Here is a 22,821-nt window from a genome sequence, read left to right as displayed (position 1 = left end):
CCTCATCGTCCCGGGCACGACGTTGTAGGTCCATCGAAACCTTCGCGAACCACGATGTAGGGTCCCTGCATGGTCGACTTCGACGTGCAGCTGCTGGCGGTCCTGCGGGAGCTCGCCGAGCGGGGGAGTGTCACCGCCGTCGCCGAGGCCACCCACCGCACACCGAGCGCCGTCTCCCAGCAGCTGCATACCCTGCAACGGCAGGTCGGGGTCCCGCTGGTCGAACGCGTCGGCCGCGGGGTCCGGCTGACCCCGCACGGCGAGGTGCTCGCCGGCCTGGCGTCCGGGGTCGCCACCGCCATCGCGCGGGTGGACGCCGCCTGGCAGGAGCACCTGGGCGGGACGACCGGACCGGTGTCGCTGGCGATCTTCCCGTCGGCGGCGGAACTGCTGCTGCCCGGCGTGCTCACCCGGATGCAGGCGCACCCGGGCATCGCGTTGACCCTGGTCGACGTGGACGTCAGCGAGGGAGACTTCGCACCGCTCGCGGCGGACCACGACGTGGTCGTCGGGCACCGGTCGGACGGCGTCCGACCGGCCGACCAAGGATCGGTGGAGACCGTCCCGCTGCTCAGGGAGCCCCTCGACGTGGCCCTGCCACCAGGCCACGCCCTGGCCGGCCGCGCGCGCGTGGGCATCGACGAGGTCGTCGGGGAGACGTGGATCGGCGTCCCGGAGGGGTACCCGATCGACCGGGTCCTGCACGCCATGGCCGCGGCGACGGACACCCCGCCGAGCGTCGCGTTCCGCACGATCCACCTGCCGCTCATCGAGAACCTGGTGGCCGCCGGGCACGGCATCGCGCTCGTCCCGCGGTACACGACGGGCACGCGGGCCGCCGGCCGCTTCCACCTGGCCGAGCTCGCCGACGTCCGTGCCGGACGTCGCATCGAGGCACTCGTCCGCCCCGACCGTGCCGTCCGTCCCGTGGTGCGCACCGTCCTGGAGGCCCTGGTCGCCGTCGCCCTGGACGTCACCACCTGAGACGGTTGCGCCTACTGCCGGGCGCACGCCGTGCCTCCAGGCCGTGGGCGGGCCACGGGCGGGCCGCGGCAGACGCGCTTCTGTGGCGGCGTGACCGCGTCAGCGCACCTGGAACGGGGTGCCGAGCGGCAGGCGCTCCGCCAGCGCGGTGATGTGGTCGTTGTGCATGCGGATGCAGCCGTGCGATGCGGCGGTGCCGATGCTGGACGTGTCGTCGGTGCCGTGCAGCCCGATCTGTCCGGGGCCGCCGCCGAACGAGTTGAGCACGTCCGAGAACGCCGTCGTGCCGTACGCGTACGGGCCGTAGCCCTCGTTCGTCGGCGCGAGCAGCTCGGTCAGGGCGAACCGACCGGTCGGCGACGGGGTGCCACCGGTGCCGGTGGCGACGGGGTAGCTGTCGACGACCTTGCCGGCCTTGTACAGGTCGAGGGTGTTCGTCGAACGGGTGACGACGATCGCGTACGGGTCCTCGGACAGGGTGACGGCGCTGGTCGGCACCCAGCCCGTGCTGCCGTTCGGGCGCTGTGCGAGCTGCACCTCGGCCCAGCCGTCCTGCTGGTCGACGACCCGGAGGACGAGCGGGGCTCCGGACGCCTGCGGGTTCTCGAGGGTCTGCGTCGCCTTGCCACCCGCGCTCGCGCTGACCGGGACGGACGCGCCCGTGGCGGCAGCGACCGTGGTGCTGGTCGGGGCGTCGATCCCGTCGACCGGTGCTGCCGAACGGGTCGGCTTCGGCGTCGTCGGGGTGGGGGTCGGTGCGGCGGCGGACCGCGTCGGGGTCGGGGCGGGTGCGGCTGACAGGGGGCCGAGCGCGACGAACGCGACGGCCCCCGCACAGACGACGGCCACGGCGGCGGCGATCACAGTCGCACGCCGCCGTGGCTCGGTCGGGAGGATCGGCAAGATCAGCCCGTGAAGGTCGCCGTTCCGGGCACCGGGACGGCAACCGGAGCCGTGCCCGGGTCACCGGCGGCGGCCGGGTCGGCGATGAAGGAGCCGTCGGCCGAAGCGGTCTGGCTCGAGGATCGGCCTTCGAGCGTGGCGGTGTACGCGCCGGCGCTCACGGCACCCTCGGGCAGGACCACCACGACGACGACGTCGCCCTCATCGTCCGCCACCGAAGCATTGGTGCGGATCGAGTAGGTCTCGCCACCCTGCGTGACGGTCGCCGCGACGGACTCGTTCGGTGCGAAGCCTGCACCCGTCACCTGGAATCCGGTGAGGGTCTGCGAAACGCGCAAGGACGTCGGCGCGTCGGCGGTCGCGGTGGGCTGCGGCGTGAAGTACGTCGTGGTGTCGTCGACGCGGAGCGCGGAGATCGAACCGCTGGCGTCGGCGGCGAGGGCCTGGCCGTTGACCTCGAGCGGCGAGGCGAGGCTCTTCAGCTCGGTGCCGGGCACCTCGGCGGTCGGAGCCGGAGCGCCGTTCACGGTCGGGGCCGGGGTGGGCTGGTCGGTCGGGGCCGGCGTCTCGGTGGGCTCGGTCGGCGGAGTGGTGATCTCGCCGGCGATGTCGAGGCCGACGTACACGACGTAGCCGACGACCTCGGCGTCCGCGTCACGCAGGTCGGCGGCGAGCTCGGCCGACGACTCGACGTCACCGGTGGAGGGGTCGATCCAGTTCTTGGTGCCGTCGACGCTCGCGCCGCCATCCGTGACGGGCTCGTCGGTGGCGAAGACCACGGACTGCGCGGTGGAGTCGCCGCCTGCCTGCACGGCGAGACCGAACGACGTCGCCCCGGTCGTCGTCATGCTGATGCCGGAAGCGAGGGCCGGGACGGCGCTCGGGGCCACGGGCTTGTTCAGGCCACGGATCAGTGCAACGGCTTCGCCCTCGGAGACCGACAGGCCGTCCTCGTCGATCGTGGCGTGGTCGGTGATCGTGCCACCGCCGCCCACGTCGGTGATGTCCGCCCAGTACCACTGGTCGGTCAGCGGGAACGTGCCGGTCGGCGCGGCCGTGAAGTCGTCGGCCGAGTCGGTCCAGGTGACGATGGCCGAAGCGGAGCCGTCCGTCGACAGGGCGGTCGAGACCGTCGGGACGAGGGCGGCGGAGACGCCGAGCACGGTGGCGCCGACGGCGGCCGCGGTGATGCGAGAACGAAGCACGGTGTGGAGATCCATCCGGTCAGTGGACAGGGTGCATCCACTGCGACGCCCCCCGTGCTGAGATGTACTCAGCAGCTCCAACCTATCGAACCGCTCAGGTTTCCGCATCCCCCAGCTCGCGCCGCCGCGCTCAGACGTCGAGGTGGTCGACCAGCTCGTCCGCCAGGCCCGTGTAGGTCGCCGGCGTCAGGTTGGTCAGCCGGGCCTTCGCGCCGTCCGAGATGTCCAGGCGGTTCACGAAGACGATCAGGTCCTGCTGGCTCACCCGCTTGCCCCGCGTGAGCTCCTTGAGCATCGCGTAGGGGTCCTCGATGTTCGACTGTCCGGCGGTGACCTCGGCGCGGATGACCGTCTGGATGGCCTCGGCGAGGACCTCCCAGTTGTGGTCGAGGTCGTCGGCGAGCTTGGCCTCGTTCACGGCGATCTCGCCCAGACCACGGCGCAGGTTGTCGAGCGCGAGCAGCGAGTGCCCGAACGCGACGCCGATGTTCCGCTGCGTCGTGGAGTCGGTCAGGTCGCGCTGCAGGCGGCTCGTCACGAGCGTCTCGGACAGCGTCGAGAAGATCGCCGACGAGATCTCGAGGTTCGCCTCGGCGTTCTCGAACTTGATCGGGTTGATCTTGTGCGGCATGGTCGACGACCCGGTGGCACCCGCGACGGGGATCTGCGTGAAGTACCCCATCGAGATGTAGGTCCACACGTCGGTCGCCAGGTTGTGCAGGATCCGGTTGGCGTGACGCACCCGGTCGTACAGCTCGGCCTGCCAGTCGTGCGACTCGATCTGCGTGGTGAGCGGGTTCCACGTCAGGCCGAGGCCCTCGACGAACTCGCGGGACAGGGCGGGCCAGTCGGCCTCGGGGTCCGCGGCGAGGTGCGCGGAGAAGGTGCCGGTCGCGCCGGAGAACTTGCCGAGGTACTCGCCGCCCTCGATCTGGGCGAGCACGCGCTCGAGCCGGTAGACGACGACCGCGAGCTCCTTACCGAGCGTCGTGGGGGTCGCCGGCTGGCCGTGCGTGTGCGAGAGCATCGGCACGCTCCGCAGCTCGACGGCGAGCGTCCGGAGCTTCTCGAGCACGGCCCGGAAGCCGGGGAGCCAGACCTGCTCGACGGTGTCCCGCACGGTGAGCGCGTAGGACAGGTTGTTGACGTCCTCGCTCGTGGCGGCGAAGTGGGTGAGCTCGGCGATCGCGTCGAGCCCGAGCTCGGACAGTCGGCGGCGCACGAAGTACTCGACGGCCTTCACGTCGTGACGGGTCGTCGCCTCGATCTCGGCGAGCTCCGCGATCTGGTCCTGGCCGAAGGTCTCGACGATCCGACGGAGTGCCGCCTTGTCGTCGACGCTGAGCGGCGACGTGGTGAACATGGCGTGGTCGGTCAGGAAGATGAGCCACTCGACCTCGACCACGATGCGCGCGCGGTTGAGGCCGGCCTCGGAGAGGTGCTCGCCCACCGTGTGCACGATCGGGTAGTAGCGCCCGTCGAGCGGGCTGATCGGCTGCGGGGGAAGGGGGGTCATGGGGCTCCCTGACGGACTGCCGGCTCGAGCTGGTGGAAGAGCGCCCGGCAGGCCCGTTCGACGGTCGAGAGCACTCGGTCGAACTCGTGCCGGTCCGCGTAGTACGGGTCCGGCACGTCGGCTTGCTGGGGCCAGGCGGCGTCGTACCGCAACAGGAGCGTCACCTTGGCGGAGTCGTCCATGGTCGGGGCCCACGAACGCAGGATGCGCTCGTGGGAGCGGTCGAGTGCGACCACCAGGTCGAGGTCCGGGAACCGGTCCGGGTCGAACTGACGGGCGCGATGCCTGCTGCCATCGTATCCGCGCGCCGCCAGCGCTGCGATCGTGCGCTCGTCGGCGGGTTCACCCACGTGCCAGTCACCCGTGCCGGCCGACTCCACCTGGAAACGGTCCGCGAGACCGGCGTCGGCGGCGATCTGCGCGAACACGACACCGGCCATGGGGGAGCGGCAGATGTTGCCGCTGCAGACGAACGAGACGCGGAACGGGGCGTCGACGTCCTGGGTCATGAGCACATCATGACGCAGGGCGGGGTCCTCCGCGAGGTCCGCCGACCTCACGCCCGCTGGCGGTTGAGCACCGGCCGGGCGAAGAGCCCGATCAGCCAGGCGAAGACCGCGAGCACGAAGGCACCGACGATGCCCCAGCCGAAGGAGTCGACCTCGAGCCCGAAGCCGAACGCCTCCGAGATGCCGGCGACGATGAGCAACAGGATCGCGTTGACGACGAACGAGATGAGCCCGAGCGTCAGGATGTAGATCGGGAAGGCCACGATCCGGATCAGCGTGCCGATCACGGCGTTCACGAGGCCGAACACGAACGCCACGAGCAGGAAGGTGAGCACGGTCGCGGTGGTCCCGCCGTCACCGAACGGCGTCACGGAGACGCCGCTGACGATCAGCGTGGTGAGCCAGAGCGCGAGGGCGTTGACGACGAGGCGGACGAGGAATCGCATGCGTCCATGATGCCCTCCGCCACCCGCGCACGGGCCGGTAGCCTGAACCCGTGACCGAGCAGCGTGTGCACATCCGGCCCGAGGTGGCCGTCCTCCCCGCCTACAAGCAGGGACGTCAGGCGTCCGACTCCGCCTTCAAGCTGTCGAGCAACGAGAACCCGTTCCCGCCGCTCCCCGGGGTCGTCCAGGCCGTGCAGGCCCAGACGTCGTTCAACCGCTACCCCGACGCCACCGCCCTCGCCCTGCGCGCCGTACTGGCCAACCGCTTCGGGCTGACCGCCGAGCAGGTGCACGTCGCCCCGGGCAGCGTGGCGATCCTGCACGAGCTCGCCCGTGCCACCTCGGGCCCCGGTGACGAGATCGTCTACGCCTGGCGTTCGTTCGAGGCCTACCCGGGGGTCGTCACGGTCGCCGGTGCCACGAGCGTGCAGGTGCCGAACCGTGCCGACGGCGGGCACGACCTGGACGCGATGGCCGCTGCCGTCACCGAGCGCACCCGCATGGTGCTCGTCTGCTCACCGAACAACCCGACGGGGCCGATCGTGACCGCCGCGGAGTTCGACGCGTTCATGGCAGCGGTGCCGCAGTCGGTGCTGGTCGTGCTCGACGAGGCATACGCCGAGTTCGTGACCGACGAGGCAGCGGTCCACGGCCACCCGCTGCTCGCCGCGCACCCCAACCTCGTGGTCCTCCGCACCTTCTCGAAGGCGTACGGGCTGGCCGGCCTCCGGGTGGGCTACGCGCTCGGTCCGGACTACGTCCTCGACGCCGTCCGTGCCTGCGCCATCCCACTGTCCGTGACCGCCCAGGGCCAGGCTGCGGCGCTCGCCAGCCTGGAACGCGAGGCCGAACTGCTCGAACGCGTGACCGAGATCGCGACGCTGCGCGACCGGATCGTCGCCGAGCTCCGGGCCCAGGGTTGGGACGTCCCCGACGCCCAGGGTAACTTCCTCTGGCTGCCGACGGGGGAGCGCACGGCAACCGCCGCGGCCGCGTTCGAGGACGCCGGGATCATCGTCCGGGCCTTCCCGCCGGAGGGCATCCGCATCTCGATCGGCGAGCACGAAGCTGTGGGAACGCTCCTCGAAACAGCCCGCTCACTTGTGGGGGACCTCCAGGTGGCCGACTAGTGCCTGGCGCTACGCTGGCCCGCATGTCATTCCGCGCCGCGGCTCCCGCGACGACCACCGTCCGGCTCCTCGACCCCCAGGGTCGGTTCGTGGAGACCGACGAGAACGCCGAGTTCGCCGCCGCAGCGCGAGCGATCCCGGACGAGACCCTGCTGGCGATGCACCGCCGCATGGTGCTCACCCGTCGGTTCGACCACGCCGGCCACAACCTGCAGCGCACCGGCCAGCTCGGCCTGTGGGTGCCCAGCCACGGGCAGGAAGCCGCGCAGACCGGCTCCGCCTTCGCCCTTCGCGCCCAGGACCACGTGTTCCCGTCGTACCGCGAGCACGCCGTCACGATGCACCGCGGCGTCGAGCCGATGGAGATCATCGCGATGTACCGCGGGCAGACCCACGGCGGGTGGGACCCGGACCAGCGTGGCAACACGCACATCTCCACCCTGGTGATCGGCTCGCAGACCCTGCACGCCACCGGGTACGCGCTCGGCCAGAAGCTCGACGGCGACGTGGGCACGGGCGACCCGGACCGCGACGCCTGCTCCATCGTCTACTTCGGCGACGGTGCCACCAGCCAGGGCGACGTGAACGAGGCCTTCGTGTTCTCCGCGTCCACCAAGGCCCCGGTCGTCTTCTTCCTGCAGAACAACCACTGGGCGATCTCGGTGCCGGTGTCGGTGCAGTCCCCGACGCCGCTCGTCGACCGCCCGCGCGGCTTCGGGATCCCGAGCGTCCTGATCGACGGCAACGACATCCTCGCCTCGTACACGGCGTCCGTCGTCGCGACCGAGCACGCCCGCAGCGGCCAGGGTCCGGCCTTCATCGAGGCCGACACCTACCGCATCGGTGCGCACACCAGCTCGGACGACCCGAGCCGCTACCGCGCCGACGGGGAGCTCGAGGAATGGGTCCTCCGCGACCCGATCGTCCGGTCCGAGGCGTACCTGCGCTCGAAGGGCGCGACGGACGAGCAGTTCGCCGCGTTCGACGCAGAGGGCGAGGACATCGCCGCCGACGTCCGCCGCCGAACCGTCGCCCTGACAGCACCGTCCGTCGACGTCATGTTCGACAACGTGTACCGCGAACCGCACCCGCGGATCGCCGAGCAGAAGGCCTGGCTCGCCCAGTACGAGGCCGGCTTCGAAGGGGGCGCCCACGCATGAGCACCACCGAGCAGCTCTTCGACTACACCCTGCGCTCCCACCCGGGCGCCGGCGAGGTCCCGAGCGACCCCACCCCGACCCTGCCGATGGCCAAGGCCCTGAACGCCGGGCTCGCCGCGGCCATGGAAGCGGACGACAAGGTCCTGCTGATGGGCGAGGACATCGGCCAGCTGGGCGGCGTCTTCCGCATCACCGAGGGCCTGCAGGACCGCTTCGGTGCCGAGCGCGTGCGGGACACCCCGCTCGCCGAGGCCGGCATCATCGGCACCGCGATCGGCCTCGCCCTGCGCGGCTACCGCCCGGTCGTCGAGATCCAGTTCGACGGCTTCGTGTGGCCCGGTTTCGACCAGATCACCTCGCAGCTCGCGAAGATGGCGAACCGCCTGCCGGCGCACATGTCGCTGCCCGTCGTCATCCGCATCCCGTACGGCGGCCACATCGGCGCCGTGGAGCACCACCAGGAGTCCCCCGAGGCGTACTTCGCGCACACCCCGGGCCTGCGGGTCGTGAGCCCGAGCACCCCGAACGACGCCTACTGGATGATCCAGGAGGCCATCGCGTCGAAGGACCCGGTGGTCTTCCTCGAGCCGAAGTCCCGCTACTGGCCCAAGGGCCAGGTGGACCTGGTCGACGGCCACGTCCCGATGCACACCACCCGCGTCGCCCGCACCGGCACCGAGGTCACCCTCGTCGGCCACGGCGCGATGGTCGCCACCCTGATGCAGGCAGCGGACATCGCCGAGGCCGAGGGCACCAGCTGCGAGGTCATCGACCTCCGCTCGATCTCGCCGATCGACTGGGAGCCGTTGGTCGCCTCGGTCCGCAAGACCGGTCGCCTGGTCATCGCGCAAGAGGCCTCCGGCTTCGTCAGCGTCGGCAGCGAGATCGCCGCGACCGTCGCCGAGCGGGCGTTCTACACGATGCAGGCACCGCCGCTCCGGGTCTCCGGGTTCGACGTGCCGTTCCCGGTCTCGAAGCTCGAGCACCTGCACCTGCCGGATGCGGACCGCATCCTCGAGGCCGTCGACCGCGCCCTCGCCTACTGACCCGTCCGACCGAGGACCCGTCCGACCGAGCTCGACCAGATCCACGAAGGAGCCGTAGTGGCCGCCGCCGAATTCCCCCTGCCCGACGTGGGTGAAGGTCTCACCGAGGCCGAGATCGTGCAGTGGCGCGTCGCGATCGGCGACGAGATCGCCGTCGACCAGGTGCTCGTCGAGATCGAGACCGCGAAGTCGCTGGTCGAGCTGCCGTCGCCGTTCGCCGGCACCGTCACCGGCCTGCTGGTGTCCGAGGGTGACACGGTCGAGGTCGGCAAGCCGATCATCCGCGTCGACTCGGACGCGTCGGTCGCGTCCGGAGCCGCGCTCACGCCCCCTGCCGAGCAGCCTGTCGAGCAGCCCGTCGAGCAGCCTGGAGGCGCGACGCCCGTCGCCCAGACTGCCCCGGTCTCGCCGGTGGTCGCGTCCACCCCTCCGGCCGCCGCCGCCCCGTCGGGCCCGGTCGCGCAGACCCCTCCCGCTCCCGCGGCAGCCGCGGCCCCGGCACCGGTCGCGCCTGCTCCGGCTGCTGCCCCTGCGGCAGCTGCGGCACCCGCGACGCCGGCCCAGCCGGTCGCGGTCGACGCCTCCGTCCACGGGACGGACGAGTCCTCCGGCGCCGTCCTCGTCGGCTACGGTTCGGCGACCTCGTCGCCGTCCCGTCGCAAGCCGGGTGCCCGCCGGGCCGCAGCGCTCGCGGCCGAGGCGAGCCGTGCCTCCAGCGCGGACACCGCGGCGGCGGCCGAAGCCTCCGTCGACCCGGGCGAGGAGCGCACGGCCGAGGCGATCAGCGCTCTCGGGACGGGCTCCGCGCACAAGCAGAGCACCGCGACCAACGTGCTGGCGAAGCCGCCGATCCGGAAGCTCGCGAAGGACCTCGGCGTCGAACTGACCGAGATCGTCGCGACCGGTCTCGCCGGCGAGGTCACCCGCGACGACGTCATCCGGCACGCGAAGCAGGCCAGCGTCTTCCGCAACATCGAGACGCCCGAGTGGGGCGAGGTCCGCAGCGAGACGATCCCGGTCAAGGGCGTCCGCAAGGCCATCGCCACCGCGATGACGACGTCCGCGTTCACGGCACCGCACGTGTCGCTCTTCGTCGACGTCGACGCGACCCATACGATGGAGTTCGTCAAGCGGCTCAAGGCCTCGCCGACGTTCGCCGGCGTCAAGGTCTCGCCGCTGCTCATCGTCGCGAAGGCCGTCATCTGGGCCGTCCGCCGCAACCGTTCGGTGAACTCGACCTGGACCGACCGCGAGATCATCGTCCACCACTTCGTGAACCTCGGCATCGCCGCGGCGACCCCCCGCGGGCTCATCGTGCCGAACATCAAGGACGCGCAGGACATGTCGCTGCTCGAGCTGGCGCAGGCGCTCGAGGAACTCACCCTGACCGCCCGCGACGGGAAGACGACGCCGAAGCAGATGGCGAACGGCACCGTCTCGATCACGAACATCGGCGTGTTCGGCATGGACACCGGCACCCCGATCCTCAACCCGGGCGAGGTCGCGATCGTCGCCATGGGCACGATCAAGCCGAAGCCGTGGGTCGTCGACGGCGAGGTCCGCTCGCGCATGGTGACGACCATCGGTGCCTCGTTCGACCACCGGGTCGTCGACGGTGACGTGGCCTCCCGCTTCGTGCACGACGTCGCCTCGGTGCTCGAGGAGCCCGCGCTCCTGCTCGACTGAGCGCCGGTCAGCGGCTCTCTCGTCGGTCGTTCCGCTTCGTGAGCAGAAATGGTCGGGTTGCTTCGAGCCACTCGACCATTTCTGTTCCCCATCTGCGGGCTTCCGCAAACGTCGCGTGGTGTTCACACGGATGTCGGGGGTCGGCGGCATGATCAGTGCATGGTCCACCAGCTCCTGACCCCCTCCCAGGAGATCCGAACGGATCGCCTCCTGCTCGCCCCGCTGACGCCGGCCGACATCGACGACGTGCACGCGCTCTTCTCGGACGCCCGCACGTGGCAGCACCTGCCCACCGGACGGCACGTGGCGCGGAGCTCGAGTGTGGACATGGTCCAGCGCAAGATCGGCGGTCGTGCGCGGCACGGCCTCGGGTCGTGGGCTGTCCGCAGCGCCTCGGACCACGCCTTCGTCGGCGTCGGGGGGATCGACATGACCGCCGGCGGGGTCTGGAACCTCGGCTACCGCCTGGCGCCGGCCGCCTGGGGGCAGGGTTTCGCGTCCGAGATCGCGCTCGCTGCCGTCCGTGCCGCCGGCGACACCGCTCCCGACGTCCCGGTGACCGGCCGGGTGCTCACGAACAACCCTGCTTCCGCCGCTGTACTGCGTCGAGCTGGGCTGTCGCTGGTGTGGCAGGGGGCTCCCGCCGCGCAGAACCGTGCGGCCGCCGGCGTCGAGGGGCAGGTCTGGACCGATCGGCTGCTCTCCGACGAGCAGTTCGCCTGGCTCGTCGCCAACGCCTGACCCGTCAGCGAGCGGGTCCACTGAGCGTGATGCTCCGTGCGGCGCGCGCTTCGACCGATGACGAGTGTGTCGCGATCAGGACGGCCGCTCCGTCGGCCGCCAGTTCGTCCAGCAGGTCGAGCACCATCGCGGCGTTGCCGTCGTCGAGGGCACTCGTCGGCTCGTCCGCGAGGATGACCGACGGACGCTTCACCAGGAGCCGTGCCATCGCGACGCGCTGCTGCTCGCCGCCGCTGAGCTCGTGGACCCGGTCGGTTCCGCGTCCGGCCAGACCGACACGTTCCAGGGCCTCACCCGTCCGGAGGCCTCGGTGTCTCCGCCGTCCGTCCGGCAGGCGAACCACGTCGACGTTCGACTGGACCGTCATGTCGGGTACCAACCCGAAGTCCTGGAACAGGTACCCGAGGTGGCGCCGCCGGATCAGTCGTGCTCGCCGCTCGTTCGAGCCTGCCGACTCACCGTTGATCCGGATCGTGCCGCCGTCGAGCGCATCGATGTGCCCGACACAGTCGAGCAGCGTCGACTTCCCGCAGCCGCTCGGCCCGACCAAGCCGACGATCTCACCCCGTGCCACATCGAACGTCAGGTCGTGCCACAGTGCATGGCCTCCGCGACGCTTCGACGCGTTCCGTACCTCGATCATCGTGATCCGTTCCCTCGGTTGCGTGCAGTCATCCGTGCCGTGACGGCCATGACGACGAGGCTGGTGGCGCTCACCGCCGCGAGTGTCACGAGGGCGAGCGCCGCGGCGACTCCGGCCGACTGCACGACCGGGTCGAGTGCCGATCTGAGCCCGCTTCCGTCCGGCCGTTGCGACCACCAGGTGTTGACGACGGCGATGACGGCGATCGATACCAGGCCGGCTTCGATCGTCAACAGGCCAGCATCGGTGCGGACGGGCGAGACGCCACTGGTGAACTTCGCGAACATCGCGCGGCCGTGACGGCGTCGGTGCGCGATCGTGGCGACCATACCGAGCATGACGCTGACGGCGAGGGTGCTGACCAGGGTGCCCGTCCCGATCGCCACGGTCATCGCTGCATGCCGTGCCTGTTCCGCCGCAGACTGACCCACCGCGACGACCGCGCTGAACTCGGTGCGGAGGCCCGATGCGCCGATCGACCGCTCGGCGGCAGCACGGGATGTGAAGACGACGTCTCCGGTCGACAACCACGATCCGAGTTCATCGGCCGAGAAGACGTCGCCCGGTGTGGGGACGACCACGATCACGGCGTCTTCGAGCCACGCGCGCGACGACGCGTCGTCCGGGTACGAGTAGACCTGCTGACGTGCCAGCGTGCCACCGGTGACGTGCTCGAGGAGGGCCGCGGGTGCGTCCCGCAACTGCCATTCGGTCAAGCCCTCGACGAGCCGCTCGCGGGAGAGGCCACTGTCGGCGGGCATCCACACGGCGATCTCCGCGCCGTCGGTGGTGATGCGGGCCCCGTCCTCGGAACGGACGTCCTGCAGGTCGAGGTAGCCCTGGTCGACGACGAGCGCAGGGACCGTGGACTTCCCGCTGCCACTCGACACCTCGACCGCAGCGGCGAGGAACGCATCACGCCGTTCGAGTGCCCCGCCGGCGAAGTCACCGATGCTGTCCCAGTAGGCCTGCTCCTCGACCGGGCGCGGATCCGGGGTGACCCAGAGCTGGACGGTTTCGCCGGCCGCCCGCAGATCCCGTTCAGCCGTCCCCTGTCGTGCGGTGGTCACCGCGCCGGTCAGTTCGAAGACGGCCGCGACGAGCACCAGCAGCGCGGGCACCCGCGCGATCTGTGCGACGAGCAGGAGCGCGCCCGCTGGTCGAGCGCCTCGCAGTGCGCCGACCAACGGCTGTCGGCACGCGACCACCGTGCCCATCGTGTGCGCGACGACGACCGGTACGAGCAGCCCCACGCAGAACGCGGAGATCGCGACGGCGAGGGTCGCCGCCGAAGCGAGCCCGTTGTAGAACCAGAGCCCGATGGCGGCGACGGGTACCCCGATGGCGGTGACGAGCACGGCGGTCCGGAGCTCAGCCAGTTCCTGGATGACGATGGCGGCTGTGGTGTCTCCGTGCAGTCGGCGGACTGCGCTGCGGCGAGGGGCCCCGACGGTCGTCATCAGACAGAGCGCCACGCATCCCGAGACGAGTGCTCCGACCAGGGCCAGGGTCTGATCCAGGCCGTCGGTGACGCCGATGCGTTGCAGGAGCGGCACGCGCTCCACGCTGACCTCGTACCCGGCGTCGGCCAGTGCGCGCACGGTGGCTCGCCGAGCGTCGTCGTCCCCGAATACCGAGTACGAGCCGGTCGGGTCGAACTGGTCGAGTTCCGACATCGGACGGACGGTGGTGACCATCGACCTCGTGAAGTCCTCGTACCCGTCGAGGAGCCAGCCGGCACCGCGGCTCGAAGGCGCGTCGGTGACGAGCGCCACGCGGCGCGTCGTCGGAGCCGCGCGGTCCGCCACCATCCGCGCGATCGTCGCGTGCTCGGCCTCGGCGACCTGCTCGAGTGCGGTCGCGACCCGCTGGTTCGATCCGGTCTCGGCACCGGCGGCAGCGGTCACCATGGACGAGGCGCCCACGATGCCGGCTTCGCTGACCTGCACCAGGCCGACGAAGCCCAGGACGGAAGCCAGGAGGGGTGGGACGAGGTAGGCGAGCGTCACCGAGCGGATGTTCATGGTCCCCCTTGCGGCGAGCGTGAGCCGGAGCGGACGGTCGCTCGGGACCGCCCGCTCCCGGTCTCAGCAGTTGTGGTAGTACGCCTTGTTGCCGCTGCGTGCCTTCGGTGTCATCGCCATCGCGTACCGGCCGCCTGGCACGTTCGTGACGCGCTTCGACTTCTTGCCGACCGCAGTCGCGCCGTGGCACCGCTTCTCGCGGAAGTAGTTCGACCAGGTGTCGTCCTTGCCGACGCCCCACTGCCAGAAGCTCCCGCCCCCGCCGTCGTTGTTGGTACCGATGCCGCTGGTCTCACCGCCTGCACTCCCGCCGGATGCAGCGACGGCCACTCCGCCGGCTTCCGACCCTGATCCCATGACCTCGAACTGCGCAGCTGAGGCCGCCGTCGCAGTGCCCGTGATCAGGCCGACGGTGAGACCGAGGCCAACGAGCATCTTCGTTCTGGACTTGCGCACGACTGTTTCCTCCCACGTGCCCCCCGATGAGGCTCGACCGATCGTGGCAGCCATGCACACCTGATGTCAAGAATCTGAAATGCATGTGTCACCGAGACCGGGTTGGCTGACGTTGGTCTTCCCGGCCTGACTCGCTACTGTGATGGGGACTGGTCATGTCCGCGCATGACCACCGCCCAGGACCAGCAACGGAGCACGAGGGACGCATGACGAGCCGCATCACCGAGGGTGCCGAACCGAAGCACCAGCAGCTGCGGCGCATCCTGCTCGACCTCGTCACCACGCGGCTGGCTCCCGGTGCTGCGATCCCGTCCGAACGGCAGCTCATCGCCGAGTACGGCGTCTCGCGGATCACCGTGCGTGAAGCCCTCGGGCAGCTGGTCAACGAGGGCTACCTGGAGCGCGTCCGTGGCAAGGGCACCTTCGTGGCGCACCGACCCGTGCAGTCGACGCTGCACCTCGCCTCGTTCACCGAGGAGATGCGGGCGATGGGGCACGAGCCGACCACCGTCGTGCTCGTGCGCGAGGAGCGGGTGCCGCCGGCCGACACTGCGGCGGCCCTGCGGATCGACCCCGACGTGCCGGCCTTCCACGTGAAGCGCCTGCGGATGGCCGATGGTGCCCCGGTGTCGATCGACGACGCCTGGCTCGTGGCCGATGCGTTCCCGGGCCTGCTCGACCACGACCTGTCGGGGTCGGTGTACTCGATCATCGCCACGGAGTACGGCACCCCGATCGACCGCGCGCAGCAGACCGTCGCGGCGAACCCGGCGGCCGACGACGTCGCGACCCTGCTCGGCACGAAGACCGGAGCGCCGGTGCTCGAGTTCGACCGGGTGTCGTACGCGGGGGAGCGGCCCGTGGAGCACACCCGCAGTTGGTACCGCTCGGACCGCTACCGCGTGCAGATGGAGGTCACCGCGACCCCCGCGGTCGCGTAGTCCGCTCAGCAACGCGAAAGCGACTGTGTGCTGCGGGTGTTCCGCAGTACCCAGTCGCTCTGGCGAGGAACAACCCCTAGACCTCGTACAGGGTGTCGCCGTCGAGCACCGTGGTGCCGACGGTTCCCTGGTCGATGCTGTCCGGCGTCGAACCGAGCATGACGACCGGGCAGATCGGCGAGTACCCGGCGGCCGAGATCACCGAGGGGGTGAACCGGACGACGGGGTCGCCGGCGGTGACGGTGTCGCCCTCGGTCGCGAGGAGCTCGAAGCCCTCGCCGGCGAGCTTCACGGTGTCGATGCCGACGTGCACCAGGACGTCGGTGCCCGCGGCGCCCTGCAGAGCGAACGCGTGCGGGTGCAGCTTCACGATGGTGCCGTCGACGGGGGCCACCGCGGTGACCGCGCCCTCGACACCCGTCGGGTCGACCGCGACGCCGGCGCCGACGAGCTGTCCGGCGAACACGGGGTCGGGCACGTCGGCGAGGGCGACGACCGGTCCGCCGAAGGGGGTGCGGACGACGGTCACAGTTCGTCCTGGATGTCCTGCGCGAGGTTGTCGGCGACCGTGCCGACGATGACCTGCCAGCCGGTGCCGCCACCGACGACGGCCTGGGCTCCGGCTGCCTGCAGGGCGGCCTTGTCGACCAGGTCCCCGTCCTCGACCTCGACGCGGAGGCGCGTGATGCAGCCCTCGACCTCTTCGATGTTCTCGGCGCCGCCGAGTGCGGCGATGATGTCGGCTGCCTTGATGTCGGCCATCGTTTCCTCCTCGTTAAGGGTTTGCGTCGCAGGTTGACACCGGACCGCTCTCGGATCAGACTACGGAACTGGTCATGACCGGACAGGACCGGACCTGGCGACACCGCCGAGGTTACCTGCGCTGGCTGCACGACTCAACTCACCCCGACAGCTCCACCCAATGACGAGAGGACCTCCGATGAGCGCCACCACTGCCGCGGATGTGCCGGAGAAGAAGAAGCCGAAGAAGCAGTCACGGCTGTTCGCACAAGCCCAGCGCCTCGGACGGAGCCTGCTCCTGCCGATCGCGGTCATGCCCGCCGCGGGCATCCTGCTCCGCATCGGCCAGCCAGACCTCCTCGGGGCGATCCCCGGCTTCGGCAAGTGGGCCGGAGTCATCTCGGCTGCTGGCAACGGTGTCTTCAACTGGCTGCCGTTGCTCTTCGCGGTGGGCATCGCGATCGGCTGGGCGAAAAAGTCGGACGGCACCACCGCCCTCGCCGCGGTCGTCGGCTACATGGTCATGTTCGAGGTCTGGAAGGTGATGTCGCCGATCGTCCTCGACGGCGTGAAGGACGCCAACGGCGACCAGGCGATGATCAACTTCGGGGTGCTCGGCGGCATCGTGATGGGGCTCGTCTCCGCGGTCATGTGGGAGAAGTTCCACCGTACGAAGATGCCCGACTTCCTGGGGTTCTTCTCGGGCCGCCGCCTCGTCCCCATCCTCACCGCGGTCGCGGGTCTCGTCATCGCCGTCGCGATGTCGTTCGTCTACCGCTACTTCGACATCGCGCTGACCGCGGCGGGGACGGCCGTGGCCGACAACGCCGTCATCGGCGGCGGCATCTTCGGCTTCGTGAACCGCATGCTCATCCCGATCGGGCTGCACCAGCTGCTCAACTTCTTCCCGTGGTTCCAGCTCGGCAGCTTCACGGGCGCGGACGGCGTGATCTACCACGGCGACATCGCTCGGTTCCTCAACGGCGACCCGACCGCCGGCATCTTCCAGACCGGCTTCTTCCCGATCATGATGTTCGCGCTGCCCGCCGGTGCCCTGGCGATCTGGCGCAACGCCAAGCCGCAGAACCGCAAGCTCGTCGGCGGCATCATGATCTCCGCCGCACTGACCTCGTTCGTCACGGGCATCACCGAGCCGCTCGAGTACTCGTTCATGTTCGTCGCGTTCCCGCTCTACGTGATCCACGCGGTGCTCACGGGCACCTCCCTCGCCCTGGTGAACGCCCTGGGGATCCACGACGGCTTCTCGTTCTCTGCCGGTGCGATCGACTACGTGCTGAACTTCGGCAAGGCGGACGGTGCGATCTGGCTCATCCCGATCGGCCTCGGCTACGCGGTCGTCTACTACTTCCTGTTCAGTTTCGTGATCAAGAAGTGGAACCTCCGCACGCCCGGGCGTGAAGAGGACACGATCGCCGAGAACACGATCGACGCGGCCACCAAGCCGTAGACGCGAGCGTCTCCGAAACGGGAGGCCCGGTGCCAGCTGGCACCGGGCCCCCCGTCCGTCTCGCGGTCGCCCTGAGAGCCCTCATAGCGGTTTTGACAATCGTTATCAGTAGGCGTTAGCGTCGTGCCATGCACAACCGCCTCCTCGCCCTCCCGCTCGTCGCCGGCGCCGCCGCGCTCGCCCTGACCGGGTGCGCCACCTCATCTGCCTCGGGGGAGGCCACCAGCAGCGACGGCACGATCAACGTCGTCGCCTCCACGAACGTCTACGGCTCGATCGTCAAGAGCATCGGTGGCGACGCCGTCACCGTCACGAGCATCCTGAGTGACCCGTCGCAGGACCCGCACTCCTTCGAGTCGAGTGCCCGCACGCAGCTCTCCGTGTCGAAGGCCGACCTGCTCATCGAGAACGGTGGCGGCTACGACGACTTCATGACGACGCTCGCGAACGCCTCGGACACCAAGGCCGACACGATCAACGTCGTGAAGCTCTCCGGCCTCGACAAGGGCGGGAGTGCCGAGTTCAACGAGCACGTCTTCTACAGCTACCCCACGATGGTGAAGCTGGTCGAGGCGGTCACGAAGGACCTCAGCGCACTCGACGAGAGCGGCAAGGACGCGTTCCAGAAGAACGCCGCCACGCTCACCACCAAGCTCCAGGACCTCGAGTCCCAGACCGACGCCGTCAAGAAGCAGGACGCCGGCGACAAGGTGGCGTACACCGAGCCGGTGCCCGGGTACCTGTTCGACGCGATGGGCCTCGAGAACGAGACCCCGCCCGCCTTCTCCGAGGCCATCGAGGAAGGCGACGACGTCCCGCCGGCGGCCCTCCGCGACACCCTCGCGCTGTTCACCGGCAAGCGCGTGCAGCTCCTCGCCTACAACAACCAGGCGTCGAGCCCCGAGACCGAACAGGTCCAGAAGGCCGCCGAGCAGAACGACATCCCCGTCGTCGGTGTCACGGAGACGCTCCCCAAGGGGCAGGATTACGTCTCGTGGCAGCAGGCGAACATCGACGCGGTGAAGGCAGCGCTCCAGAAGTGACGACCTCGACCGCAGCAGCGGCGACCCACGGCCCGGCGACCACCTCGGTGGACGACCGGGCTGCGGCTCGTCCGGTCCTCGCGCTCCGCGACGCCGGGTTGTCCTACGGCGCCCGGAAGCTCTGGGCAGGCCTCGACCTCGACCTCGCGCCGGGGGAGTTCGTCGCGGTCCTCGGGCCGAACGGCGCCGGCAAGACCTCTCTGCTCCGAACGGTCCTCGGGCAGCAGCGGCTGACGAGCGGGACGATGTCGTTCCTCGGGCAGCCCGTGCACCGCGGCCACCGGAAGATCGGCTACATCCCGCAGCAGCGCCTGATGGAAGCCGGGACACCCCTGCGCGCACGGGACATGGTCGCCCAGGGCGTGACCGGACACCGATGGGGCATCCGGCGGGCCTCGAAGGCCGACCGGGCACGCATCGACCGGGTCCTCGACGAGGTCGGCGCCACCGCGTTCGCGGACGCCCCCGTCGCCGAGCTCTCCGGTGGCGAGCAGCAGCGCACGCGTGTCGGGCAGGCCATCGCCGCCGACCCCGCCCTGCTGCTCTGCGACGAACCCCTCATCTCCCTCGACCTGCGGCACCAGCGCGGGATCACCGAGCTCATCGACCGCGAGCGCCGGCAGCGCCAGGCCGCCGTGCTCTTCGTGACCCACGACGTGAACCCGATCCTCGACGTCGTCGACCGCGTGCTCTACATCGCCGGGGGCCGGTTCCGGATCGGTTCGCCCGACGAGGTCCTGCGCGCCGACGTCCTGAGCGACCTGTACGGCACGCCCGTCGACGTCGTCCGCACCATGGGGCGCATCGTCATCGTCGGGGCGAACGAGGCCCACGAGCACCACCCGGGCGAGGTCGACCCGCACGCCGACCAGCCCGACGACGGGCGGATCTGATGGACCTGCTGTCGACCGTCTTCTCGTTCCAGGACTACGGCCAGCTCCTCGTGCTGGTGCAGAACTCGATCTGGGCCGGCGCGGTGCTCGGCATCGTCGGCGGGCTCATCGGCCCGTTCGTCGTCGCCCGGAACATGCCGTTCGCCGTGCACGGCATCTCGGAGCTCTCGTTCGCCGGAGCCAGTGCGTCGCTGCTGCTCGGGGTGAACGTCGTCTCCGGCTCGCTCGTCGGCTCGGTCGTCGCCGCCCTGCTCATCGGTCTGCTGGGCTCCAGGGCCCGGGAACGCAACTCGATCATCGCCGTCCTCATGCCGTTCGGGCTCGGGCTCGGCATCCTCTGCCTGGCGCTCTACAAGGGCCGTGCCGCGAACAAGTTCGGCTTGCTCACCGGGCAGATCGTCTCGGTCGACAACCCGCAGCTGACGGTCCTGATCGTGGTCGCCGCGATCGTCGTCGCGACGCTGCTCGTCATCTGGCGTCCGCTGATGTTCGCCTCGGTCGACCCCGACGTGGCTGCGGCCGCGGGGATCCCGGTCCGCACCCTGGCGATCGTGTTCATGCTCGTGCTCGGACTGGCCACCGCCGTGTCGGTGCAGATCGTCGGGGCGCTGCTCGTGCTGTCCCTGCTCGTCACCCCGGCCGCCGCGGCGCTGCGCCTCAGCTCGCACCCGGTCGTCGTGCCGGTGCTGTCGACGGTGTTCGCGGTGACGTCGGTCGTCGGTGGCATCCTGCTCGCACTGGGCGGCGGACTGCCGATCAGCCCCTACGTGACGACCATCTCGTTCGCGATCTGGGTGGTCTGCCGGATCATCGGGTCGCGACGCGACAAGCGGGGACGCAACCGTGTCGCCGGCCGGGGCCAGCGTGGCGGGGACGAGCCGGGCCTCCCGGCAGGGACGACGTCGACAGCCGGTCGGAAGGAAGAGGTGCCAGCATGAACGCCGTGCAGAAGACGAAGCGGAACACGTGGCAACGCGAAGCGGTGCGCGGCGCCCTCGACTCCACCGAGGGGTTCGTCAGCGCGCAGGCGCTGCACCAGCACCTGCGGGACGAGGGCTCGACCATCGGCCTGGCCACCGTCTACCGGGCGCTCGCCGACCTGGCGACCGAGGGCGGTGCCGACTCGCTGCAGCAGGACGGCGAATCGCTCTACCGGGCCTGCACGACGGACACGCACCACCACCACCTGATCTGCCGGAACTGCGGTCGGACCGTCGAGATCGAGGCGGACCCGGTGGAGCAGTGGGCGCAGGACGTCGCCGCCGCCAACGGGTTCACCAACGCCAGCCACGTCGTCGACATCTTCGGCGACTGCGCCGTGTGCACGGCCGCCCGCGCGACGGACCCGACCGGCGAGTAACCTGCCCCGCATGCACGTCATCCTGGTCCCGGGGTTCTGGCTCGACGCGAGCGCGTGGGACGACGTCGCCCCGGTGCTCCGCGAAGCCGGGCACTCGGTGCAGGCCGTCACCCGCGACGGTGACACACTCGACGAACAGGTGGCTGCCCTGGTCGCCATCCTCGACGACGTCGCGTCGGCCGACGAACCCGTCGTCCTGGCCGGGCACTCCGGCGCCGGACCGATCGCGTACATGGCTGCCGACCAGCGCCCGTCGCTCGTCGCGCACCTGCTCTACGTCGACACGTTCCCGGGGCCCGAGGGCGGGTGCGTCAACGACGAGCTGCCCGTGGTCGACGGGGCCGTGCCGCTGCCGTCGTGGGACATCTGGGAGCCCGCCACGGTCCGGGGCATGACGCCCGAGGTGCGGCAGGACGTCGAACACCGGGCGATCCCCGAGCCTGCCTCGGTGCCGTCGGACCGGTTCCACTACGCCGACACCGCACGGCACACGATCCCGGCGACGATCATCACCTGCGAGATCCCCGCCGCCGAGCTGCTCGCGATGGTGGCGGACCACCAGGCCTGGGCGGCCGAGCTCGTCGCGACCGAGGAGCTCTCCATCGTCGGGCTCGAGACCGGCCACTGGCCGATGTTCACGGCGCCGCAGCAGCTCGGTGAGCTCATGGTGCAGGCGCTCGCGCCGAAGCCGACGCAGGCCCCGTAGGGCCGCGGGCCCGGGCGCCGGGCGCACTCGAACGCCGTGGACGCGACCAACGCGGCCACGTGAGCGGCCCTGTCCAGCCGCCACGGACCTCCAGGCCTGGAGGCCCGGCTTGCGACACGCCCGGTCGTCGCGTAACGTGGACCCCTGGTTCTCCGCGTCCGCGCGGCGGACCCGTTGTTCCAAGCCCTCCGACCGTCGCGAACGCCGCGGTCGCGCGGTGTCCGGCTCTCCTTCGACAGGGGATGCGGACCTGGGCGGTGCACACAACCCCCTCGCACGGCCACTCCGGTGGCACTGCGCGTGTGCACCAGGCAAGTGAACTTGGGTGCGGCCGTCCGGTCGCACGGTACTCAGGAGGAAACCATGGCAGCAGTGTGCCAGGTGACCGGCGCCGTTCCCGGCTTCGGTCACAACATCTCGCACTCGCACCGCCGGACGAAGCGTCGCTTCGACCCGAACGTGCAGAAGAAGACGTACTACGTGCCGTCGCTTCGTCGTAACGTCACGCTCACGCTCAGCGCGAAGGGCATCAAGGTGATCGACGCACGTGGCATCGAGTCCGTCGTCAAGGATCTCCTTGCCCGTGGGGAGAAGATCTGATGGCGAAAAAGGGTCAGGACATCCGTCCGATCATCAAGCTCCGCTCGACGGCGGGCACCGGGTTCACCTACGTGACCAAGAAGAACCGTCGGAACAACCCCGACCGACTCGTGCTGAAGAAGTACGACCCGGTGATCCGCAAGCACGTCGACTTCCGTGAGGAGCGCTAAGCATGGCGAAGAAGAGCAAGATCGCGAAGAACAACCAGCGTGCCGTCATCATCGCGCGTTACGCCGAGCGTCGTCTCGAGCTGAAGAAGGCCCTCGTGGACCCGAACGGCACCGACGAGTCGCGTGAGGCCGCCCGCGTGGGCCTGCAGAAGCTGCCCCGCGACGCATCGCCCATCCGCTACCGCAACCGTGACGCCATCGACGGCCGCCCCCGTGGCCACCTCGGTGAGTTCGGCATCAGCCGTGTCCGTTTCCGTGACATGGCCCACCGCGGCGAGCTCCCCGGCATCACGAAGAGCTCCTGGTAAGCACTCGCAGTACCCGACGCCCCGTCACCTCCAGGTGGCGGGGCGTTCGCTGTGTACGGGGTACACGCGACCGTTCATTCGTCACATCTGCCCCTCCAGCACCCCTTCGGAGCCCCGACAACCCCGGAAATCCGGGCGAGTC

Annotated in this window: 26 protein-coding genes; 16 read left to right on the top strand and 10 right to left on the bottom strand. The window is 70.3% G+C overall.

Going from position 1 to position 22,821, the window contains the following annotated elements; all coding sequences use genetic code 11:
* The first annotated feature begins 69 nt into the window (after positions 1–69).
* A complete protein-coding gene (locus ITJ50_RS10125) occupies positions 70–984 on the top strand; it encodes a LysR family transcriptional regulator (protein WP_042538353.1) in 915 nt (304 codons plus the stop codon).
* 99 nt (positions 985–1,083) lie between these two features.
* Here ITJ50_RS10125 and ITJ50_RS10120 read toward each other — a convergent pair whose 3' ends face one another.
* From ITJ50_RS10120 to ITJ50_RS10100, 5 genes are all read right to left on the bottom strand, one after another.
* Positions 1,084–1,848: a L,D-transpeptidase family protein gene (locus tag ITJ50_RS10120; protein ID WP_194590414.1), complete on the bottom strand. Its 765-nt coding sequence runs from the start codon at positions 1,846–1,848 to the stop codon at positions 1,084–1,086.
* Between the two features lie 41 nt (positions 1,849–1,889).
* Complete coding sequence (locus tag ITJ50_RS10115) at positions 1,890–3,092, bottom strand: hypothetical protein (protein ID WP_152427194.1); 1,203 nt, start codon at positions 3,090–3,092, stop codon at positions 1,890–1,892.
* Positions 3,093–3,222: 130 nt separating this feature from the next.
* The gene (gene purB / locus ITJ50_RS10110) at positions 3,223–4,608 is read right to left on the bottom strand and encodes an adenylosuccinate lyase (protein WP_042538357.1); all 1,386 of its coding nucleotides are present in this window, start codon (positions 4,606–4,608) and stop codon (positions 3,223–3,225) included.
* Positions 4,605–5,117, bottom strand: coding sequence for a low molecular weight protein-tyrosine-phosphatase (locus ITJ50_RS10105; protein WP_017886476.1), 513 nt, complete (start codon positions 5,115–5,117; stop codon positions 4,605–4,607). Before ITJ50_RS10105 ends, purB begins: the two co-directional genes overlap by 4 nt.
* A 47-nt stretch (positions 5,118–5,164) precedes the next feature.
* Positions 5,165–5,563: a phage holin family protein gene (locus ITJ50_RS10100; protein ID WP_017886475.1), complete on the bottom strand. Its 399-nt coding sequence runs from the start codon at positions 5,561–5,563 to the stop codon at positions 5,165–5,167.
* Between the two features lie 50 nt (positions 5,564–5,613).
* Between ITJ50_RS10100 and ITJ50_RS10095 the strand changes: the two genes are divergently transcribed.
* The 5 genes from ITJ50_RS10095 to ITJ50_RS10075 all read left to right on the top strand — a co-directional run bounded on the left by ITJ50_RS10095 (position 5,614) and on the right by ITJ50_RS10075 (position 11,326).
* Positions 5,614–6,693 (top strand): histidinol-phosphate transaminase, encoded by a 1,080-nt coding sequence (locus ITJ50_RS10095; protein WP_194590413.1) that lies wholly within the window; start codon positions 5,614–5,616, stop codon positions 6,691–6,693.
* A gap of 23 nt (positions 6,694–6,716) precedes the next feature.
* On the top strand, positions 6,717–7,853 hold the full coding sequence (locus ITJ50_RS10090) for a thiamine pyrophosphate-dependent dehydrogenase E1 component subunit alpha (protein WP_042538360.1): 1,137 nt from the start codon (positions 6,717–6,719) through the stop codon (positions 7,851–7,853).
* A gap of 86 nt (positions 7,854–7,939) precedes the next feature.
* Positions 7,940–8,899 (top strand): alpha-ketoacid dehydrogenase subunit beta, encoded by a 960-nt coding sequence (locus ITJ50_RS10085; RefSeq protein WP_031259385.1) that lies wholly within the window; start codon positions 7,940–7,942, stop codon positions 8,897–8,899.
* A 57-nt stretch (positions 8,900–8,956) separates the two neighbouring features.
* Positions 8,957–10,585: a dihydrolipoamide acetyltransferase family protein gene (locus tag ITJ50_RS10080; RefSeq protein ID WP_194590412.1), complete on the top strand. Its 1,629-nt coding sequence runs from the start codon at positions 8,957–8,959 to the stop codon at positions 10,583–10,585.
* 159 nt (positions 10,586–10,744) lie between these two features.
* Positions 10,745–11,326, top strand: a complete 582-nt coding sequence (locus tag ITJ50_RS10075) for a GNAT family N-acetyltransferase (protein ID WP_056069697.1) — start codon at positions 10,745–10,747, stop codon at positions 11,324–11,326.
* Positions 11,327–11,330: 4 nt separating this feature from the next.
* On the opposite strand, the gene ITJ50_RS10070 is transcribed toward ITJ50_RS10075, so the two are convergent.
* From ITJ50_RS10070 to ITJ50_RS10060, 3 genes are all read right to left on the bottom strand, one after another.
* Positions 11,331–11,969, bottom strand: a complete 639-nt coding sequence (locus ITJ50_RS10070; protein WP_017886469.1) for an ABC transporter ATP-binding protein — start codon at positions 11,967–11,969, stop codon at positions 11,331–11,333.
* The gene (locus ITJ50_RS10065; protein WP_194590411.1) at positions 11,966–13,993 is read right to left on the bottom strand and encodes a hypothetical protein; all 2,028 of its coding nucleotides are present in this window, start codon (positions 13,991–13,993) and stop codon (positions 11,966–11,968) included. Before ITJ50_RS10065 ends, ITJ50_RS10070 begins: the two co-directional genes overlap by 4 nt.
* Before the next feature lie 63 nt (positions 13,994–14,056).
* Positions 14,057–14,449, bottom strand: coding sequence for a lactococcin 972 family bacteriocin (locus ITJ50_RS10060; protein ID WP_161598079.1), 393 nt, complete (start codon positions 14,447–14,449; stop codon positions 14,057–14,059).
* A gap of 206 nt (positions 14,450–14,655) precedes the next feature.
* On the opposite strand from ITJ50_RS10060, the gene ITJ50_RS10055 reads away from it, so the two are divergent.
* On the top strand, positions 14,656–15,390 hold the full coding sequence (locus ITJ50_RS10055) for a GntR family transcriptional regulator (protein WP_017886466.1): 735 nt from the start codon (positions 14,656–14,658) through the stop codon (positions 15,388–15,390).
* A gap of 76 nt (positions 15,391–15,466) precedes the next feature.
* On the opposite strand, the gene ITJ50_RS10050 is transcribed toward ITJ50_RS10055, so the two are convergent.
* Together ITJ50_RS10050 and ITJ50_RS10045 are read right to left on the bottom strand one after the other, a co-directional pair.
* Entirely contained in the window at positions 15,467–15,919 is a 453-nt protein-coding gene (locus tag ITJ50_RS10050) for a PTS sugar transporter subunit IIA (protein ID WP_194590410.1), read from the bottom strand.
* Positions 15,916–16,152, bottom strand: a complete 237-nt coding sequence (locus tag ITJ50_RS10045; protein WP_017886464.1) for a PTS transporter subunit EIIB — start codon at positions 16,150–16,152, stop codon at positions 15,916–15,918. Before ITJ50_RS10045 ends, ITJ50_RS10050 begins: the two co-directional genes overlap by 4 nt.
* A gap of 178 nt (positions 16,153–16,330) precedes the next feature.
* On the opposite strand from ITJ50_RS10045, the gene ITJ50_RS10040 reads away from it, so the two are divergent.
* The 9 genes from ITJ50_RS10040 (at position 16,331) to rpsN (ending at position 22,679) form a co-directional block, all read left to right on the top strand.
* Complete coding sequence (locus ITJ50_RS10040) at positions 16,331–17,599, top strand: PTS transporter subunit EIIC (RefSeq protein WP_017886463.1); 1,269 nt, start codon at positions 16,331–16,333, stop codon at positions 17,597–17,599.
* Between the two features lie 128 nt (positions 17,600–17,727).
* Positions 17,728–18,642, top strand: coding sequence for a metal ABC transporter solute-binding protein, Zn/Mn family (locus tag ITJ50_RS10035; RefSeq protein WP_017886462.1), 915 nt, complete (start codon positions 17,728–17,730; stop codon positions 18,640–18,642).
* A gap of 47 nt (positions 18,643–18,689) precedes the next feature.
* Positions 18,690–19,535: a metal ABC transporter ATP-binding protein gene (locus ITJ50_RS10030; RefSeq protein ID WP_042538396.1), complete on the top strand. Its 846-nt coding sequence runs from the start codon at positions 18,690–18,692 to the stop codon at positions 19,533–19,535.
* Complete coding sequence (locus ITJ50_RS10025) at positions 19,535–20,473, top strand: metal ABC transporter permease (RefSeq protein WP_017886460.1); 939 nt, start codon at positions 19,535–19,537, stop codon at positions 20,471–20,473. Before ITJ50_RS10030 ends, ITJ50_RS10025 begins: the two co-directional genes overlap by 1 nt.
* Positions 20,470–20,895 (top strand): Fur family transcriptional regulator, encoded by a 426-nt coding sequence (locus ITJ50_RS10020; RefSeq protein WP_017886459.1) that lies wholly within the window; start codon positions 20,470–20,472, stop codon positions 20,893–20,895. The genes ITJ50_RS10025 and ITJ50_RS10020 overlap by 4 nt, the downstream gene beginning before the upstream one ends.
* A gap of 10 nt (positions 20,896–20,905) precedes the next feature.
* Positions 20,906–21,601 carry an alpha/beta fold hydrolase gene (locus ITJ50_RS10015; protein ID WP_042538370.1) on the top strand — a complete coding sequence of 232 codons (696 nt, stop codon included), beginning with the start codon at positions 20,906–20,908 and terminating at the stop codon, positions 21,599–21,601.
* Between the two features lie 363 nt (positions 21,602–21,964).
* A complete protein-coding gene (gene rpmB, locus ITJ50_RS10010) occupies positions 21,965–22,201 on the top strand; it encodes a 50S ribosomal protein L28 (RefSeq protein WP_027464952.1) in 237 nt (78 codons plus the stop codon).
* On the top strand, positions 22,201–22,371 hold the full coding sequence (gene rpmG, locus ITJ50_RS10005) for a 50S ribosomal protein L33 (protein WP_017886456.1): 171 nt from the start codon (positions 22,201–22,203) through the stop codon (positions 22,369–22,371). The genes rpmB and rpmG overlap by 1 nt, the downstream gene beginning before the upstream one ends.
* Positions 22,372–22,373: 2 nt before the next feature.
* Entirely contained in the window at positions 22,374–22,679 is a 306-nt protein-coding gene (gene rpsN, locus ITJ50_RS10000; protein ID WP_017886455.1) for a 30S ribosomal protein S14, read from the top strand.
* Positions 22,680–22,821 lie beyond the last annotated feature (142 nt).

Source organism: Curtobacterium sp. VKM Ac-2889 (assembly GCF_015350855.1).
GTDB lineage: Bacteria > Actinomycetota > Actinomycetes > Actinomycetales > Microbacteriaceae > Curtobacterium > Curtobacterium poinsettiae.
The sequence above is the reverse complement of the archived record's forward strand: the minus strand, read 5'-3'. Positions and strand labels throughout refer to the sequence as shown.

Bases quoted from the DNA above. Each gene is read 5' to 3' on its own strand.
- ITJ50_RS10125 (WP_042538353.1), top strand. From the start codon at position 70: ATGGTCGACTTCGACGTGCAGCTGCTGGCGGTCCTGCGGGAGCTCGCC.
- purB (WP_042538357.1), bottom strand. From the start codon at position 4,608: ATGACCCCCCTTCCCCCGCAGCCGATCAGCCCGCTCGACGGGCGCTAC.
- ITJ50_RS10105 (WP_017886476.1), bottom strand. From the start codon at position 5,117: ATGACCCAGGACGTCGACGCCCCGTTCCGCGTCTCGTTCGTCTGCAGC.
- ITJ50_RS10100 (WP_017886475.1), bottom strand. From the start codon at position 5,563: ATGCGATTCCTCGTCCGCCTCGTCGTCAACGCCCTCGCGCTCTGGCTC.
- ITJ50_RS10090 (WP_042538360.1), top strand. From the start codon at position 6,717: ATGTCATTCCGCGCCGCGGCTCCCGCGACGACCACCGTCCGGCTCCTC.
- ITJ50_RS10085 (WP_031259385.1), top strand. From the start codon at position 7,940: ATGGCCAAGGCCCTGAACGCCGGGCTCGCCGCGGCCATGGAAGCGGAC.
- ITJ50_RS10075 (WP_056069697.1), top strand. From the start codon at position 10,745: ATGGTCCACCAGCTCCTGACCCCCTCCCAGGAGATCCGAACGGATCGC.
- ITJ50_RS10070 (WP_017886469.1), bottom strand. From the start codon at position 11,969: ATGATCGAGGTACGGAACGCGTCGAAGCGTCGCGGAGGCCATGCACTG.
- ITJ50_RS10065 (WP_194590411.1), bottom strand. From the start codon at position 13,993: ATGAACATCCGCTCGGTGACGCTCGCCTACCTCGTCCCACCCCTCCTG.
- ITJ50_RS10055 (WP_017886466.1), top strand. From the start codon at position 14,656: ATGACGAGCCGCATCACCGAGGGTGCCGAACCGAAGCACCAGCAGCTG.
- ITJ50_RS10045 (WP_017886464.1), bottom strand. From the start codon at position 16,152: ATGGCCGACATCAAGGCAGCCGACATCATCGCCGCACTCGGCGGCGCC.
- ITJ50_RS10040 (WP_017886463.1), top strand. From the start codon at position 16,331: ATGAGCGCCACCACTGCCGCGGATGTGCCGGAGAAGAAGAAGCCGAAG.
- ITJ50_RS10035 (WP_017886462.1), top strand. From the start codon at position 17,728: ATGCACAACCGCCTCCTCGCCCTCCCGCTCGTCGCCGGCGCCGCCGCG.
- ITJ50_RS10025 (WP_017886460.1), top strand. From the start codon at position 19,535: ATGGACCTGCTGTCGACCGTCTTCTCGTTCCAGGACTACGGCCAGCTC.
- ITJ50_RS10020 (WP_017886459.1), top strand. From the start codon at position 20,470: ATGAACGCCGTGCAGAAGACGAAGCGGAACACGTGGCAACGCGAAGCG.
- ITJ50_RS10015 (WP_042538370.1), top strand. From the start codon at position 20,906: ATGCACGTCATCCTGGTCCCGGGGTTCTGGCTCGACGCGAGCGCGTGG.
- rpmB (WP_027464952.1), top strand. From the start codon at position 21,965: ATGGCAGCAGTGTGCCAGGTGACCGGCGCCGTTCCCGGCTTCGGTCAC.
- rpmG (WP_017886456.1), top strand. From the start codon at position 22,201: ATGGCGAAAAAGGGTCAGGACATCCGTCCGATCATCAAGCTCCGCTCG.
- rpsN (WP_017886455.1), top strand. From the start codon at position 22,374: ATGGCGAAGAAGAGCAAGATCGCGAAGAACAACCAGCGTGCCGTCATC.